The organism is Variovorax stachyos, from assembly GCF_051400855.1.
Taxonomy (GTDB): domain Bacteria; phylum Pseudomonadota; class Gammaproteobacteria; order Burkholderiales; family Burkholderiaceae_C; genus Variovorax.
The window spans coordinates 1-15,929 of sequence record NZ_JBLFFN010000025.1; the positions used below are offsets into that span (position 1 = coordinate 1).

Consider the following 15,929-nt stretch of genomic DNA (forward strand, 5'->3'; position numbering starts at 1 on the left):
TTTCTTTGGCGAGACAAAGAAAGTAACTCGCCCGCCGGGGCGAATTCCCGGCTCCGCACTCAACACAACAGCACCGTTCGAAATCAAACGAAAGGAGCGCCCCACCCCAACCCTCCCCCCAAAAGGGGAGAGGGAGAGAGAGAAGACCTCAAGCCAGCGTGTACGCCGTCTTCACCACAGTAAAGAACTCCTGCGCATACCGCCCCTGCTCCCGCGCCCCATAGCTAGACCCCTTCCGCCCACCAAACGGCACGTGATAGTCCACCCCTGCCGTCGGCAGGTTCACCATCACCATCCCCGCCTGGCTGTGCCGCTTGAAATGCGTCGCGTACTTCAGCGAGGTCGTGGCAATGCCCGCGGAAAGCCCGAACTCCGTGTCGTTCGCCGTCGCCAGCGCCTCCTCGTAGTTCTTCACGCGGATCACGCTCGCCACCGGCCCGAAGATCTCTTCCTTGTTGATGCGCATGCTCGCCACCGTTTCGCTGAACAGCGCCGGCGACATGTAGTAGCCCTCGGTGTCCAGCTTCAACCGGTCGCCACCGGCCACGAGGCTGGCGCCTTCGCCCTGGCCGATCTCGATGTAGTCCAGGTCCTGCCGCAGCTGGCTCTCGCTGGAGACCGGGCCGATGTCGGTGCCCTGCGCCAGCGCATCGCCGACCTTGATCTTGGCCATGCGCGCCTTCATCGCCTCGATGAACTTCGGGTAGATGCCCTCGGTCACGATCAGCCGGCTGGACGCGGTGCAGCGCTGGCCGGTGGAGTAGAAGGCGCTCTGCACGCTGAGCTCCACCGCCTGGTTCAGGTCGGCATCGTCGAGCACCACCTGCGGGTTCTTGCCGCCCATCTCGAGCTGCACCTTCTTGTGGGTCGTCGCGCATTGCACCGCGATGCGGCGGCCGACGCCGACCGAGCCGGTGAAGCTGATGGCGTGGATGCCCGAATGGTTGACCAGCGCATCGCCGATCACGCTGCCGCGTCCCATCACCAGGTTGAAGACGCCGGCCGGAATGCCCGAGCGGCTGATGATCTCGGCCAGCGCCCAGGCGCAGCCCGGCACCAGGTCGGCGGGCTTGAGCACCACGCAGTTACCATAGGCCAGCGCGGGTGCGACCTTCCAGGCCGGGATCGCGATCGGAAAGTTCCACGGGGTGATCAGCCCCACCACGCCCACCGGCTCGCGCGTGATCTCGATGCCGATGCCGGGGCGCACGGACGGGATCACCTCGCCCGCCAGGCGCAGGCATTCGCCGGCGAAGAACTTGAAGATGTGGCCGGCGCGCGTGGCCTCGCCGATGCCCTCGGCGCGGGTCTTGCCCTCCTCGCGCGCGAGCAGGGTGCCGAGTTCTTCCTTGCGGGCCAGGATCTCGTTGCCGATCTTGTCCAGCGCATCGCTGCGTGCCTGCACGCTGCCGGTGGACCAGGCCGGGAAGGCGGCATTGGCCGCCGCCACGGCCTCGTCGACCTGGGCGGCGTCGCCCTGGGCGTACTGGCCGAGCACATCCTGCAGGTTGCTCGGGTTGATGTTGGGGCTGTAGCCGGCGCCGGCGCGCCATTCGCCGTTGATCAGGTTGTCGAAGTTCTGCATGGCAGGTCCTTGGTGTCGTCGGAAAAAGTGCGGGGCCGTCTGGGCGGCCCCGCACGCTGTCTCAAGAATAGGCCAGGCGCGGCGCCTCGGCCAGTGCCCGGCCCTGCGACCCTACTGCGGCCCGAGTTGGCCGATGAGCGCCGCCAGCGCGTCGTATTCCTGCGGCTTGAGCTCGGTGAGCGGCGTGCGCACCGGGCCCGCGTCGTGCCCGACGATGCGCGCGCCGGCCTTGACGATGCTCACCGCGTAGCCCTGGCCCTTGTTGCGGATTTCCAGGTAGGGCATGAAGAACTGCTTGAGCAGGCGGTGCTGCGTCGCCGTGTCGTCGGTTGCCACCGCCTTGTAGAAGTCCATCGCGGTCTTCGGGATGAAGTTGAAGACGGCCGAGGAATACACCGGCGTGCCCAGCGCCTTGTAGGCGGCGGCGTAGACCTCGGCCGTCGGCAGGCCACCGAGGTAGGCGAAGCGGTCGCCCATGCGCAGGTAGATCGAACTCATGAGCTCGATGTCGCCGATGCCGTCCTTGAAGCCGACGAGGTTGGGGCAGCGCTCGGCCAGCTTCGCCAGGGTCTCGGGGTACAGCCTGCTCTGGCCGCGGTTGTAGACGATGACGCCGAACTTCACGCTCTTGCACACCGCCTCCACGTGCGCCGCCAGGCCTTCCTGGCCGGCTTCGGTCAGGTAGTGCGGCAGCAGCAGCACACCGTGCGCGCCGGCCTTCTCGGCCGCCTGCGCGCACTGGATCGCGAAGCGCGTGGGCCCGCCCGCGCCCGCGATGATCGGCACCTTGCCGCGGCAGGTCTGCACCGCCGTCTCGATGATCGCCGGGTACTCGTCGGCGGTCAGCGAGAAGAACTCGCCCGTGCCGCCGGCCGCGAACAGTGCGCTCGCGCCGTAGGGGGCCAGCCATTCGAGTCGCTCGATGTAGCCCTTCTTGTCGAAGTTGCCCTCGGCGTCGAAGTCGGTCAGCGGAAAGGACAGCAGGCCGGAGCCCATGATGGATTTGAGTTCTTGGGGATTCATCCAAAGATCCTAAAAAGAATGAAGGGAAGTCGGGGAACACCGCGGAACCGGCTTTGCCGGGCCGCTGGTGTTGCCCCCGGTGAGGGGGTGGGCGGCTACACGAAGTGAGCCAACCTGGGGAGAGCTTCAGTCGAGCTTGATCTGCGCGGCCTCGACCACCTTGGCCCAGCGCGCGCGTTCCTTGTTGAAGAACTGCTCCTGCTCGGTCGGCGTCATGGTCACGACCTCGGCGCCCTGTCCGGCCAGCCGCGAACGGATGTCGGCCGAGCGGATGATGGTGACCAGTTCCTTGTTGAGGCGCTGGATGACCGCCTCGGGCGTGCCGCGCGGCGCCAGCATGCCCTGCCAGGTGCCCGACTCGAAGCCCGGCACGCCCTGCTCGGCGATGGTGGGCACGTCGCCGATCAGCGGCATGCGGGTGGATTTGGAGACGCCCAGCACCTTCAGCTTGCCGCTCTGCACGTGCGGCAGCGTCGCGAGCATGCCGTTCATCAGCACCTGGGTCTGGCCGCCCACCGTGTCCTGGATGGCCTGCACGCCGCCCTTGTAGGGCACGTACTGCCAGCGCGCACCGCTGGCGCGCTCGAGCGCCACACCCGCCAGGTGCGGTGCGCTGCCGGTGGCGGTCACCGCGAAGTTCAGGTCGGCCTTCTTCGACAGCGCGATCAGTTCCTTCAGGCTGCCGGCCTGCACCGACGGATGCACCACCAGCAGGTGCGGCGAATAGGCCAGCATGGTCACGCCGCGCAGGTCCTTCGACGGATCGAATGCGAGCTTGGTGTAGACCGAGGGGCTGATCGCCAGCGCGCCGACGTCGCACAGCAGCAGCGTGTAGCCGTCGCCGGCGGCCTTGGCCACGAGGTCGGCGCCCAGATTGCCGTTGGCGCCGGCGCGGTTCTCCACGATCACCGACTGCTTCAGCGCCTCCGACAAGGGCTGGCTGATTGCACGCGCAATGATGTCGGAGGAGCCGCCCGGCGGGTAGGGCACCACGATGCGCAGGGGCTTCGAAGGCCAGGCGTCGGCCGCATGGGCAGAGCCGGCCAGCAGGCCCGCGCCAACGGCGCCGAGCACGAGATCGCGTCGATTGAGGGTCATGTCTTGTGTCTCCTTGGAGATGAAGGGATGTGGGGCGCCACGCAGGCGTTTCGGAAACTGCGAAGTTGTTTTAAGTTATCAGTCATCGTACAACTAGGCCGACACAATGTCCAGCACAGGCCACTGCGCCGCTCAGGTCGAAGCGGCTCCGCCTGGCGCCGGCGCCTCCGCTTCGCGCTGCGCCGCCTCCTGCGCCAGGCGCAGGCGCTCCCGGCTGTTGGTCAGGTGGATGCGCATGGCCGCGCGGGCGGAGTCAGGATCGCCCCGCGCGATGGCCGCGTAGATCTCCTCGTGCTCGCGATTGACGCGGCTCAGGTATTCGCCACGGCGGTCGTGGTTGCGGATGGCCGTGATGCGGGTGCGCGGAATGATGGTGGTGCCGAGGTGGCTCATGATGTCCGCGAAATACGGGTTGCCCGTGGCCTGCGCGATCTGCAGGTGGAAGCGGAAGTCGGGTGCCACCGTGTCCCCCGCCACGGCCACGTTGCGCTCGAAGTCGTCCAGGGCGTCGCGCATCGCAGCCAGGTGCTCCTCCGTGCGGCGGGTGGCGGCCAGCCCTGCGGACTCGGTCTCCAGGCTGATGCGCAGCTCCAGCACCGCCAGCACGTCGACCGTGGTCGCGATGTCCGAGCCCTCCAGCCGGAACATGCCCGCCGCCCGGGGCTGCAGCACGAAGGTGCCGATGCCGTGGTGCGTCTCCACCAGGCCGCCAGCCTGCAGCTTCGACAGCGCCTCGCGCACCACGGTGCGGCTGACGCCGTAGGCCTGCATGATGGCCGACTCGGTGGGCAGCTTGTCGCCCGGGCGCAGCTGCTGGCTGCGGATCTTCTCGCCCAGGTCGTCCACCAGGCCATGCGCCAGGCCGCGCCCGCGACGGCGCGGGCTGCCGCCCAGGGCGGCCGGCTCGGCGGCTGCGGTTGTCCCCGTTGACAGGTTCGACATGGGGTGATGATAATCAACCGAGCGTTGTACGACAACCGATAACTTACGACATTCAGAGAGACAAGCAAACGATGAGCGCGCCTTCCTCCCCTCCCCGCATGAGCAGCACGGCCGCTCCGAAGGCGAATAGCACCGCAGCCAAAGGCGAAGGTGCTCCAGTAAACCGCCTGCTGCTGACCGGTGCCGCCGGCGGCCTGGGCAAGGTCCTGCGGGAGCGCCTGCGCCCCTTCGCCCAAGTCCTCCGCGTGTCCGACATCGCCGCGCTCGCGCCGGCCGAGGGCGCGCACGAGGAAGTCGTCCCCTGCGACCTGGCCGACAAGGCCGCGGTCGATGCGCTGGTCGCCGGCTGCGATGCGATCGTGCACCTGGGCGGCGTCTCCGTCGAACGCCCTTTCGAGGAGATCCTCGAGGCCAACATCAAAGGCGTCTTCCATATTTATGAAGGCGCGCGCCGCCACGGCGTGAAGCGCGTGGTGTTCGCGAGCTCCAACCACGTGACCGGCTTCTACAAGCAAAGCGAGAAGATCGACGCCCATGCCCAGCGCCGGCCCGACGGCTACTACGGCTTGTCCAAGTCCTTCGGCGAGGACATGGCCCAGTTCTACTTCGACCGCTGGGGCATCGAGACGGTGAGCATCCGCATCGGCTCCTCTTTCCCCGAGCCCGCCAACCGCCGGATGATGAGCACCTGGCTCAGCTACCGCGACCTCACCTCGCTGATCGAGAAGTCGCTCTTCACGCCGGACGTCAAGCACACGGTGGTCTATGGCATGTCCGCGAACCGCGATGTCTGGTGGGACAACAGCGCCGCCGCGCACCTGGGCTTCCAGCCTCAGGACAGCTCGGAGGTCTTCCGCGCCAAGGTCGAGGCGCAGCCGCCGGTCGCCGCCGACGATCCCAACGCGATCTATCAGGGCGGCGCCTTCACCGCCCAGGGCCCCTTCGGCGACTGAGGGCGCAACCATGTCCACGCAGGCCGAGCTCGTGGTCGATGCCCGTTGCGGCACCGGCGAAAGCCCCGTCTGGTCGACGGCCGAGCAGGCGCTCTACTGGGTCGACATCCCGGGGCGGGCCCTGCACCGCTGGTCGCCCGACGGGCACCGGCATTGGACCGGCGAGGAAATGCTCGCCTGCATCGCGCCGCGCGCCGATGCGCCGGGGACATGGATTGCAGGCATGGAAAGCGGCCTCTTCTCGATCCAGCCGAAGGACGACGGCACCCTCGCCGCGACGCCGCTGGCGAAGGTGACGCACGCCCTCGACGGCATGCGCTTCAACGATGGCCGCTGCGACCGCCAGGGCCGCTTCTGGGCCGGCACCATGCTGATGGACATGGCGGCCGGCGCGCGCGCCGGCCGGCTTTATCGCTTCGACGGCGGCACCAAGGCGCCATCGCTGCAGCTCGAAGATCTCATCGTGCCCAACGGGCTGGCCTTCAGCCCCGACGGCCGCACCATGTACCTCTCGGACTCGCACCCGAGCGTGCAGACCGTGTGGGCCTTCGACTACGACACCACCACCGGCACCCCGGCCAACCGGCGCGTCTTCATCGACATGAAGCCCCTGCCCGGGCGCCCCGACGGTGCGGCGGTCGACGCCGACGGCTGCTACTGGATCTGCGGCAACGATGCCGGCCTGGTGCACCGCTTCACGCCGCAAGGCCGGCTCGACCGCTCGCTCGAAGTGCCGGTGAAGAAACCGGCGATGTGCGCCTTCGGCGGCCCGAAGCTCGACACGCTCTTCGTGACTTCGATCCGGCCCGGCGGCGATCTCTCCGACCAGCCGCTGGCCGGCGGCGTGTTCGCGCTGCGCCCCGGCACGCAGGGCATCGCGGAGCCGCCCTTCGGCACCCCGCAACAACAAGATCTCGTCTCGACCACCACCACTACAGAGGAAGACAAATGAAGTTCAAGTTCAACCGCACCCTGATCGCCCTGGCGGCCGGCGCCCTGGGCCTGGCCGCGCAGGCCGTCGAGTTCCGCTCGGCCGACGTGCACAACAGCGACGACTACCCCACAGTGGCGGCCGTCAAGCACATGAGCGAGCTGCTGGACAAGCGCAGCAACGGCAAATACAAGATCAAGGTCTTCAACAAGAGCGCGCTCGGCTCCGAAAAGGAAACGCTGGACCAGGTGAAGATCGGCGCACTGGAAATGAACCGCGTGAACATCAGCGCGCTCAACTCCATGTGCCCCAAGACGCTGGTGCCCACCATGCCCTTCCTGTTCGGCTCCATCGACCACATGCGCAAGACGCTGGACGGTCCGATCGGCGAGGAGATCCTCAAGGGCTGCGAGCACGAAGGCCTGATCGGCCTGGCCTTCTACGACAGCGGCGCACGCTCCATCTACGCCAAGAAGCCGGTGAAGTCGGTGGCGGACACCAAGGGCCTGAAGATCCGGGTGCAGCAGTCCGACCTGTGGGTCGCGCTGGCAAGCGCCATGGGCGCCAACCCGACGCCCATGCCCGCCGGGGAGGTGTACACCGCGCTCAAGACCGGGCTGATCGACGCGGCCGAGAACAACATCCCCTCCTACGACGGCTTCAAGCACTACGAGGCGGTGAAGTTCTATTCGCGCACCGAGCACTCGATGGCGCCCGAGATGCTGGTCATGTCCAAGGCCGTGTACGACAAGCTGCCCAAGGCCGACCAGGAACTGTTCAGGCAGGCGGCCAAGGACTCGGTCCCGTTCCAGCGCAAGAAGTGGGACGAGCAGGAGGCCAAGTCGCTCAAAGTCGTGACCAAGGGCGGCGCGACCATCGTGTCGGACGTGGACAAGACTTCCTTCCGCCAGGCGATGGCACCGGTGTACGCCAAGTTCATCAACACGCCTGACCTGCAGCGCCTCGTCAAGGCCGTGCAGGACAGCCAGAAGTAAAGCGTCCAGCCCGCCCCCGCCTGCGACGGCGCGGGGGCGTCCGCCGGTTTCCTTCCTGAAAGACTTCCATGACCCTTGCCGCCGCACCGGCAGAGACGGCCACGGACGTGAACGACGTGCCGCTGCAGCTCCCGGACCTGGGGCACATGCACGATCGTCCGCCCGCGCGCCACGCCTATACGCGCATCTGCGCCATTCTTTCGAAGGTCAGCCTGATGCTGGCAGTGGCGATGCTCATCGCCATCATCGTGTGCGTTCAGTACCAGGTGGTCGGCCGCTACGTCTTCAACGACACCCCCACCTGGGCCGAGGGCCTGGCGCTGCAGCTGGTGCTGTACGTCACCGCACTGGGCGTCGCCGTGGGTGTGCGCGACGCCGGCCACATCGGCCTGGAGTCGCTCGTCTCCCTGCTGCCCGAGGGCATGCGCCTGAAGCTCGAGGTGCTGATCCACGCACTGGTCGCGTTCTTCGGCGGCATCATGACCTGGAGCGGCTGGACCTGGACCGTCCTCAAGTGGACCGACATCAAGCCCATGATGGGCATCCCCGTGGGCGCCGACTATCTCGCGCTGATGGTTGCGGGCATTCTCATCGTGCTTTTCTCGATTGAACATATCGTCGCCCTGCTGCGCGGCGAGGAAGTGGTGCCAGCGTGGAATTGACTGTCTTGACCGTGTCCTTCCTGGCACTGCTCGTGCTGGGCGTGCCGGTGGCGTTCTCGATCGGCCTGGCCTCGGTGGCCACCGTCTGGTATGCGGGCCTGCCGACCGCGGTGGTGTTCCAGAAGATGGTCGGCGGCATGCAGATCTTCTCCTTCCTGGCCATCCCCTTCTTCGTGTTCGCGGGCGAGCTGATGCTCTACGGCGGCATCGCGCAGCGCATCGTGCGCTTCGCCAACAGCCTGGTGGGCCATGTGCGCGGCGGGCTGGGCATGAGCAACGTGGTCGGCTGCACGCTGTTCGGCGGCGTGGCGGGCTCGCCGGTGGCCGACGTGTCGGCCATGGGCTCGGTGATGATCCCGCTGATGAAGCGCGAGGGCTACGACGCGGACTACGCAGTCAACGTCACCACGCACGCGGCGCTCGTCGGCGCGCTGATGCCGACCTCGCACAACCTCATCATCTTCACGCTCGCCACCACCGGCATCGCCTCCGTCAGCGTGCTGAGCCTGATCCTCGCCGGGCTGATCCCGGCCCTGCTCCTGACGCTGTGCAACCTGGCGGCGGCCTACTACGTGGCGATCAAGCGCGGCTACCCGGTCCGCGGCGCCTTCCCCGGCTGGGGCGAGGTGCTGGCGGCCTTTCTCGGTGCACTGCCGGGGCTGCTGATCGTGGCGATCATCCTGGTCGGCATCCTGTCGGGGGTGTTCACCGCCACCGAGTCGGCGGCGACGGCAGTGCTGTGGGCGCTGGGCGTCACGGTGCTGGTGTACCGGTCGCTGAGCTGGAAGGACTTCCTGAAGGCCTGCGCCAAGGCCTGCAAGACCACCGGCGTGGTGCTGCTGCTGATCGGCATCTCCTCGGCCTTCGGCTACTTCATGGCGCTGTACGAGGTGCCGCAGAAGACCGGCGAGCTGATGACCTCGGTCTCCAGCAGCCCGTGGGTCATCTTCCTGATGATCAACGTGCTGCTGTTCGTGCTGGGCACCTTCCTGGACATGGCCGCCACCATCCTGATCTGCACGCCGATCTTCCTGCCGATCGCGATGCAGTTCGGCATGAGCCCGGTGCAGTTCGGCATCGTCATGCTGATCAACTGCGCGCTCGGGCTGAACACGCCGCCGGTGGGTACCACGCAGTTCATCGGCTGCGCGATCGGAGGCGTCTCGGTCGGGCAGGTGATGCGATCGATCTGGCCCTTCTACGGGGCGCTGCTGGTGTGCCTGATGCTGGTGACCTACGTGCCGGCCTTCTCGCTGTGGCTGCCCGACCTTCTCTCCGCACCCAAATGAGCGAACCCCTCTGCATCGCCATGCACGAGCGCGACAACGTCGCGATCGTGGCCAACGACGGCGGCCTTCCCGCGGGCACCGTCTTCCCATCGGGGCTGACGCTGCGCGAGAAAGTGCCGCAGGCGCACAAGGTGGCGCTGGTGGACATCCCCGAGGGCGGCGAGGTGCGCCGCTACGACGTCGTGATCGGCTACGCGCTGAAGCCCATCGCGGCGGGCAGCTGGGTCCACGAGCGCCTTCTGCGGATGCCCGCTGCGCGCGCGCTCGAGGGGCTGCCGGTCGCGACCGTGAAGCCCCCGCTTCCGCAGCCGCTGGAGGGCTACACCTTCGAGGGCTACCGCAACCCGGACGGCTCGGTCGGAACGCGCAACATCCTGGCCATCACCCAGACCGTGCAGTGCGTGGCCGGCGTCACGGAGTTCGCGGTGCAGCGCATCAAGGCCGAGCTGCTGCCGAAGTACCCGAACGTCGACGACGTGGTGGCGCTGGAGCACGGGTACGGCTGCGGCGTGGCCATCGATGCGCCCGACGCGGTCATTCCGATCCGCACGCTGCGCAACATCAGCCTCAACCCTAACTTCGGCGGCGAGGTGATGGTGGTGAGCCTGGGCTGCGAGAAGCTGCAGCCCGAGCGGCTGCTGCCGCTCGGCACCATCCCGCTGATCGACGAACGCAACGTGGCCGACATCGGCGACACCGCCGAGCCGAAGCTCGACGTGGTCTGCCTGCAGGACGAAGCGCATGTCGGCTTCATGTCGATGGTCGACTCGATCCTGCGCCAGGCAGAGGAACACCTGGAGCGGCTGGACGCCCGCCGGCGCGAGACGGTGCCGGCCAGCGAGCTGGTGGTCGGCGTGCAATGCGGCGGCAGCGACGCCTTCTCGGGCGTCACCGCCAACCCGGCCGTGGGCTTCTGCACCGACCTGCTGGTGCGCGCCGGCGCGACCGTGATGTTCTCGGAGGTGACGGAGGTGCGCGACGGCATCGACCAGCTCACTTCGCGCGCGGCAACGCCCGAGGTGGCCGAGGCCATGATCCGCGAGATGGCCTGGTACGACGCCTACCTGGATCGCGGCCGGGTCGACCGCAGCGCGAACACCACGCCCGGCAACAAGAAGGGCGGGCTTTCCAACATCGTCGAGAAGGCGATGGGCTCGATCGTCAAGTCGGGCAGCGCGCCGATCTCCGGTGTGGTGCCGCCCGGCGAGAAGGCCCGGCAGAAGGGCCTGCTCTATGCGGCCACGCCGGCTTCGGATTTCATCTGCGGCACGCTGCAGCTCGCGGCGGGGATCAACCTGCATGTCTTCACCACCGGCCGCGGCACGCCGTATGGCCTGGCCGAAGTGCCGGTCATCAAGGTTGCGACCCGCAGCGAGCTGGCCAGACGATGGCACGACCTGATGGATGTGAATGCAGGCCGCATCGCGGACGGCGAAGCGAGCATCGAGGACGTGGGCTGGGAGCTGTTCCGCCTGATGCTCGACGTGGCCAGCGGTCGCAGGAAGACCTGGGCCGAGCATTGGAAGCTGCACAACGCGCTGGTGCTGTTCAACCCGGCACCGGTGACTTGATTCACGAAAACAGGAAAACAGGAGAACATCATGGAAGACCTCAAAGGCAGGATTGCCCTCGTCACCGGTGCCAGCACCGGCATCGGCGCTGCTGTGGCCAAAGCATTCGCCGCCCGCGGCATGCGCGTGGCGGTGCACTACAACCGCTCGGCCGGCCCCGCGCAGGAAGTGGTCGACGCGATCACCGCCGCCGGCGGCGAGGCCTTCGCGCTGCAGGGCGACGTGCGCGACAGCGAAGCGATCCGGCGCGTGGTGCGTGAAACCACGGCGCGCTGGGGCGGCCTCGACGTCCTCGTCAACAACGCGGGCAGCCTGGTCAAGCGCGTGCCGATCGCCGAGTTCGACGACGCTCTGTTCGACGAGATCCTTCACATCAATGCCCGCTCGGTGCTCGCCTTCTGCCGCGAGGTGGTGCCGCTCATGCGGGCGAAGGGGCGCGGCGGCAGCATCATCAATGTGTCCTCGGTAGCGGCGCGCCACGGCGGCGGACCGGGCGCCTACCTGTATGCGGGCGCCAAGGGTTTCGTCAGCACGGCAACCCGCGGCCTGGCCAAGGAACTCGCGACCGAGCGCATCCGCGTCAATGCGGTGGCGCCGGGCGTGATCCAGACGCCCTTCCACGACCAGTTCTCGACGCCGCAGATGCTCGAGTCCTTCAAGGCCACCATTCCGATGGCGCGCATCGGCGACCCGGACGACTGCGTGGGCGCCTTCCTCTATCTCGCCTCGGAGCAGCTCTCGGGCTATGTGACCGGGCAGATCCTCGAGGTCAACGGCGGCCAGTACATGCCCTGAGCCCACCAGGGCATCGAGACAAGAACATGCATAAAGCCACTACCTCTCGCGCACTGCGCAGCGCGACACTGCTGCTTGCGGCCGGCCTTGCCGCCATCGGCGGCAGCGCTTCGGCCGCCACCTGGGTCTACGTGTCGAACGCCGACAGCCAGGAGATCTCGGTTCTGGAGCTCGACCGCAGCCAGGGCACGCTGAAGCCAGTCGAATCGGTGAATGTCGGCGGCACGGTGATGCCGATGGCGGTCAGCCCCGACAAGCGCTTCCTGTACGCAGCGCTTCGCTCGCAGCCTTTTCGCGTCGTGAGCTTCGCGATCGATGGCGCGAGCGGCAGGCTGAAGAAGCTGGGCGAGGCGCCGCTGGCCGACAGCATGGCGAACATCGACACCGACGCGACCGGGCGCTGGCTGTTCGCGGCCTCCTACCCGGGGCACAAGATCACGGTCAACGGCATCGACAAGACAGGCGCCGTGGGCGCGATCCAGCAGTTGCTGCCGACGGCACCGAATGCCCACGCGATCCACGCGGACGCTAGCAACCGCTTCGTGCTGGCGACCAGCCTGGGTGCCGACCACGTCTCGAGCTGGCGCTTCGATGCGCAGTCCGGCGTGCTGTCGCCCAACGAGCCCGCGCTGACAACCGGCGCCGCCAAGTCCGGACCGCGCCACTTCGTCTGGGACAAGGCGCAGCGCTTCGTCTACCTCCTGGGCGAACTCGACGCCCGGCTCCATGTGTACGCCTGGGATGCCACGCGCGGCACGCTCCAGTTGCAGCAAAGCACCACCGCCCTGCCCGAGGGCTTCACCGGCAAACCGTGGGCTGCCGATCTTCATCTGACACCGGACGGCCGCTATCTCTACGCGTCGGAGCGCACGTCCAGCACGCTGTCGGCCTTCAGGGTGGACGGCGCGACAGGCCGGCTGCAGCCGCTCGGCCAGACCCCGACCGAGAAGACGCCGCGCGGCTTCGCCATCGACCCGAGCGGCCGCTTCCTCGTCGCCGTCGGCCAGGAGTCCCACAGCGCCGCGGTGTATCCCATCGATGCTGCAACGGGGGCCCTTGGAACGCCGCAGCGGCTGCCGCTGGGCAAGAACCCGAACTGGGTCGAGATCGTCGAGGTGCCTTGAGCGCCTCTCGCTCCGTCCCCGGCAGGCGCGCAGATGCCGCGTCTATTTATTACCTGAACGTCAAGGAGACACCCTCATGCAACGCCGCACACTGATCCGCACCGCGCTCGCCTCGCTCGCCGTGGGCTTGCCGGGGCTGTCCGCCCTCGCGCAAGGCCAATGGCCGACCGGCAAGGCCATCACCTACCTCGTGCCCTTCCCGGCCGGCGGCACCACCGACGTGCTCGGCCGGCTGATCGCCCAGAAGCTCGGGCCGGCGCTGGGCACCAGCGTCGTGATCGACAACAAGGGCGGCGCGGGCGGCAGCATCGGCTCCGAGATCGCGTCGCGCGCCGCACCCGACGGCTACACGATGCTGGGTGGCACCATCAGCTCGCACGCCATCAACGTGAGCCTCTATCCGAAGCTCGGCTACGACCCGCTGAAGTCCTTCGCGCCGGTCACCCTGATCGGTACCAATCCGGTGGTGCTGGTGGTGAACCAGGCCAGCCCCTACAAGACGCTGAAGGATGTGCTGGAGGCCAGCAAGACCAAGTCGGGCGGGCTCTCCTCCGCCTCGGCCGGCACCGGCACCTCGCAGCACCTGACGCTGGAGCTGCTGGCCTACAAGTCCGGCGTCAAGTTCACCCACGTGCCGTACAAAGGCAGCGGCCCCGCGATCCAGGACGTGATCGGCGGCCAGGTCGACATGATGTTCGACACCACCGTCGTCGCCGGCCCGCACGTCCAGAGCGGCAAGCTGCGCGCGATCGCGGTGAGCTCGGCCAAGCGCCTGCCGTCGATGCCCGACGTGCCGACGGTCGCGGAATCGGGCCTGCCCGGCCTGCAGGACTTCGAGGTGCTGTCGTGGCAGGCCATCTTCGTGCCGGCCGGCACGCCGGCGCCGGTGATCGACCGGCTGCACACCGAGATCCGCAAGATCCTGGCCGAGCCCGAGATGCAGGACAAGCTCAAGGGCTTCGGCATGCAGCCGGCCGACATGACGACCACGCAGATCGCGGCCTTCCAGAAGGCCGAGGTCGAGAAGTGGGCGCAGGTGATCAAGGCGGCGAACATCAAGCCGGAGTAGGCGCCGTCCCGCAGGCGGCGAACGGGGCGCTGGCTAGAATCGCCTTCCTTTTCCGGAAGCCAGCCGTGTCCCGTTTCGCCGTCCTGCCGCAGTACCTGTTTCCCAAGCAGGCGCTGACCAACTTTGCCGGCTGGGTCGCGGGCAAGGAACGCGGCGCCGTCACCACCTGGATCATCCGGCGCTTCGTCGCCAAGTACGGCGTCGACATGGCCGAGGCGCTGAACAGCGACATCGCGAGCTACCCCAGCTTCAACGAGTTCTTCACCCGCGCGCTGAAGCCCGGCGTGCGGCCGATCGCGCAGGCCGACCTGGTCTGCCCGGTCGACGGCGCCATCAGCCAGTTCGGCCTGATCGAGGGCGACCAGATCATCCAGGCCAAGGGCCACCTCTACACCACCACTGCGCTGGTGGGCGGCGACGCGGCGCTGGCCGCGCAGTTCCAGCACGGCAGCTTCGCCACGCTGTACCTGAGCCCGAAGGACTACCACCGCATCCACATGCCCTGCGACGGGCGCCTGCTGCGGATGATCCATGTGCCGGGCGAGCTGTTCTCGGTCAATCCGGTCACGGCGCGCGGCGTGCCGGGGCTGTTTGCGCGCAACGAGCGCGTGGTGTGCGTCTTCGAGTCGGCCCGCGGGCCCTTCGTGCTGGCGCTGGTCGGCGCCACCATCGTCGGCAGCATGGCCACGGTCTGGCATGGCGTGGTCAACCCGCCGCGCGGCGGCACGCTGCGCGAATGGCGCTATGACGATCGGCAGACCGTGCTCAGGCAAGGCGAGGAGATGGGCCGCTTCCTGCTCGGCTCGACGGTCGTGATGCTGTTTCCGAAGCCGCCGTTGGAATTCAATCGCGACTGGGCTCCGGGCCGCGCGGTGCGCCTCGGCGAAGCCATGGCCAGCTACCCGGCGACTTGAAGAGCCCGCTTCACAGCCCGCGGCAGGGTTGACGGGGCAGCTATGAAACTTGTAGCAGCCCGCCATCTGGGATATAGTCGCCGGCCCGGTCTGTGGCCGGTTCGACAAGAACATGCAGCGCCGCGTCGCGGCCGCCGTCCCCGAGGAGATGCCCCGAATGAGCAGCAAGGAAAACGCGGCGGTCAGCCAACTGCTCGCGTTGCTCGAAGCCCGCTACGCACTGCGCGTGCTCTGGGCGCTGCGCGACGGCCATGCCCAGACCTTCCGGCTGCTGCAGGACAGCGTCGGCAACATCACGCCGAACACACTCAACACCCGCATCAAGGAGATGCGCGAGGCCGGCATCGTGAGCCACGGCGGCGAAGGCTACAGCCTCACGCCCACCGGCCAGGACCTGCTCAGGCGCCTGTCGGACCTGCAGGCCTTCGCGGTGAAGTGGCAGCTCAACCAGGTCAAGAAGAACGTGCCGGCGCCGCTCAAGCCGGGCGCGCCGCCGCCGGAGGCACCACCGGAGCCTCGTTAAACTGCAGGGCTTTCCCTTCCACTTCCCAAGGAACGCCATGCCTACCACTCCCTCCGGCCTCCAGTATGAAGACAGCGTCGTCGGCGATGGCGCCGAAGCCAAAGCCGGCCACCATGTGCACGTGCACTACACCGGCTGGCTCTACAACGACGGCGTGCAAGGCGCCAAGTTCGACTCCAGCCGCGACCGCAACGACCCCTTCGCCTTCTCGCTCGGCGCCGGGCAGGTGATCAAGGGCTGGGACGAGGGCGTCGCCGGCATGAAGATCGGCGGCAAGCGCACGCTGATCATTCCGCCCGCGCTGGGCTACGGTGCGCGCGGCGCCGGTGGCGTGATCCCGCCCAACGCCACCCTGAAGTTCGACGTGGAGCTGCTCGACGCGCATTGAGCAGCCTCCGCGGCACGCTGACCGCGCCGCTCGCCAGATGCGCCTCCCGAGGCGCATTTTTTTCTTG

16 protein-coding genes are annotated in these 15,929 nt (G+C 67.8%); 12 read left to right on the forward strand and 4 right to left on the reverse strand.

Going from position 1 to position 15,929, the window contains the following annotated elements; all coding sequences use genetic code 11:
- Positions 1-148: 148 nt before the first annotated feature.
- The 4 genes from ACMGEZ_RS27075 to ACMGEZ_RS27090 form a co-directional block, all read right to left on the reverse strand.
- Positions 149-1,585: an aldehyde dehydrogenase family protein gene (locus ACMGEZ_RS27075; RefSeq protein ID WP_436825370.1), complete on the reverse strand. Its 1,437-nt coding sequence runs from the start codon at positions 1,583-1,585 to the stop codon at positions 149-151.
- A gap of 111 nt (positions 1,586-1,696) precedes the next feature.
- Positions 1,697-2,608 carry a 5-dehydro-4-deoxyglucarate dehydratase gene (kdgD, locus tag ACMGEZ_RS27080; protein ID WP_436825371.1) on the reverse strand — a complete coding sequence of 304 codons (912 nt, stop codon included), beginning with the start codon at positions 2,606-2,608 and terminating at the stop codon, positions 1,697-1,699.
- A 126-nt stretch (positions 2,609-2,734) separates the two neighbouring features.
- Positions 2,735-3,706, reverse strand: a complete 972-nt coding sequence (locus ACMGEZ_RS27085) for a Bug family tripartite tricarboxylate transporter substrate binding protein (protein ID WP_436825372.1) — start codon at positions 3,704-3,706, stop codon at positions 2,735-2,737.
- Positions 3,707-3,838: 132 nt separating this feature from the next.
- Positions 3,839-4,648 (reverse strand): FadR/GntR family transcriptional regulator, encoded by an 810-nt coding sequence (locus tag ACMGEZ_RS27090; RefSeq protein ID WP_436825373.1) that lies wholly within the window; start codon positions 4,646-4,648, stop codon positions 3,839-3,841.
- A gap of 98 nt (positions 4,649-4,746) precedes the next feature.
- On the opposite strand from ACMGEZ_RS27090, the gene ACMGEZ_RS27095 reads away from it, so the two are divergent.
- From ACMGEZ_RS27095 to ACMGEZ_RS27150, 12 genes are all read left to right on the forward strand, one after another.
- Positions 4,747-5,601, forward strand: coding sequence for an NAD-dependent epimerase/dehydratase family protein (locus ACMGEZ_RS27095; protein ID WP_436825427.1), 855 nt, complete (start codon positions 4,747-4,749; stop codon positions 5,599-5,601).
- A gap of 10 nt (positions 5,602-5,611) precedes the next feature.
- The gene (locus ACMGEZ_RS27100; protein ID WP_436825374.1) at positions 5,612-6,553 is read left to right on the forward strand and encodes a glucurono-1,5-lactonase; all 942 of its coding nucleotides are present in this window, start codon (positions 5,612-5,614) and stop codon (positions 6,551-6,553) included.
- Positions 6,550-7,527 (forward strand): TRAP transporter substrate-binding protein, encoded by a 978-nt coding sequence (locus ACMGEZ_RS27105; RefSeq protein ID WP_436825375.1) that lies wholly within the window; start codon positions 6,550-6,552, stop codon positions 7,525-7,527. The genes ACMGEZ_RS27100 and ACMGEZ_RS27105 overlap by 4 nt, the downstream gene beginning before the upstream one ends.
- A gap of 146 nt (positions 7,528-7,673) precedes the next feature.
- A complete protein-coding gene (locus ACMGEZ_RS27110) occupies positions 7,674-8,189 on the forward strand; it encodes a TRAP transporter small permease (RefSeq protein ID WP_436825428.1) in 516 nt (171 codons plus the stop codon).
- Positions 8,180-9,478 carry a TRAP transporter large permease gene (locus ACMGEZ_RS27115; RefSeq protein WP_436825376.1) on the forward strand — a complete coding sequence of 433 codons (1,299 nt, stop codon included), beginning with the start codon at positions 8,180-8,182 and terminating at the stop codon, positions 9,476-9,478. Before ACMGEZ_RS27110 ends, ACMGEZ_RS27115 begins: the two co-directional genes overlap by 10 nt.
- Positions 9,475-11,049, forward strand: a complete 1,575-nt coding sequence (gene garD / locus ACMGEZ_RS27120; RefSeq protein ID WP_436825377.1) for a galactarate dehydratase — start codon at positions 9,475-9,477, stop codon at positions 11,047-11,049. The genes ACMGEZ_RS27115 and garD overlap by 4 nt, the downstream gene beginning before the upstream one ends.
- Before the next feature lie 30 nt (positions 11,050-11,079).
- The gene (locus ACMGEZ_RS27125; RefSeq protein WP_436825378.1) at positions 11,080-11,844 is read left to right on the forward strand and encodes an SDR family NAD(P)-dependent oxidoreductase; all 765 of its coding nucleotides are present in this window, start codon (positions 11,080-11,082) and stop codon (positions 11,842-11,844) included.
- A 26-nt stretch (positions 11,845-11,870) separates the two neighbouring features.
- Positions 11,871-12,968, forward strand: a complete 1,098-nt coding sequence (locus tag ACMGEZ_RS27130) for a lactonase family protein (protein ID WP_436825379.1) — start codon at positions 11,871-11,873, stop codon at positions 12,966-12,968.
- 76 nt (positions 12,969-13,044) lie between these two features.
- On the forward strand, positions 13,045-14,037 hold the full coding sequence (locus tag ACMGEZ_RS27135) for a Bug family tripartite tricarboxylate transporter substrate binding protein (RefSeq protein ID WP_436825380.1): 993 nt from the start codon (positions 13,045-13,047) through the stop codon (positions 14,035-14,037).
- A gap of 65 nt (positions 14,038-14,102) precedes the next feature.
- Positions 14,103-14,951, forward strand: coding sequence for an archaetidylserine decarboxylase (gene asd, locus ACMGEZ_RS27140; protein ID WP_436825381.1), 849 nt, complete (start codon positions 14,103-14,105; stop codon positions 14,949-14,951).
- A 157-nt stretch (positions 14,952-15,108) separates the two neighbouring features.
- Entirely contained in the window at positions 15,109-15,474 is a 366-nt protein-coding gene (locus ACMGEZ_RS27145; RefSeq protein WP_436825382.1) for a winged helix-turn-helix transcriptional regulator, read from the forward strand.
- 37 nt (positions 15,475-15,511) lie between these two features.
- The gene (locus tag ACMGEZ_RS27150; RefSeq protein WP_436825383.1) at positions 15,512-15,862 is read left to right on the forward strand and encodes an FKBP-type peptidyl-prolyl cis-trans isomerase; all 351 of its coding nucleotides are present in this window, start codon (positions 15,512-15,514) and stop codon (positions 15,860-15,862) included.
- Positions 15,863-15,929 lie beyond the last annotated feature (67 nt).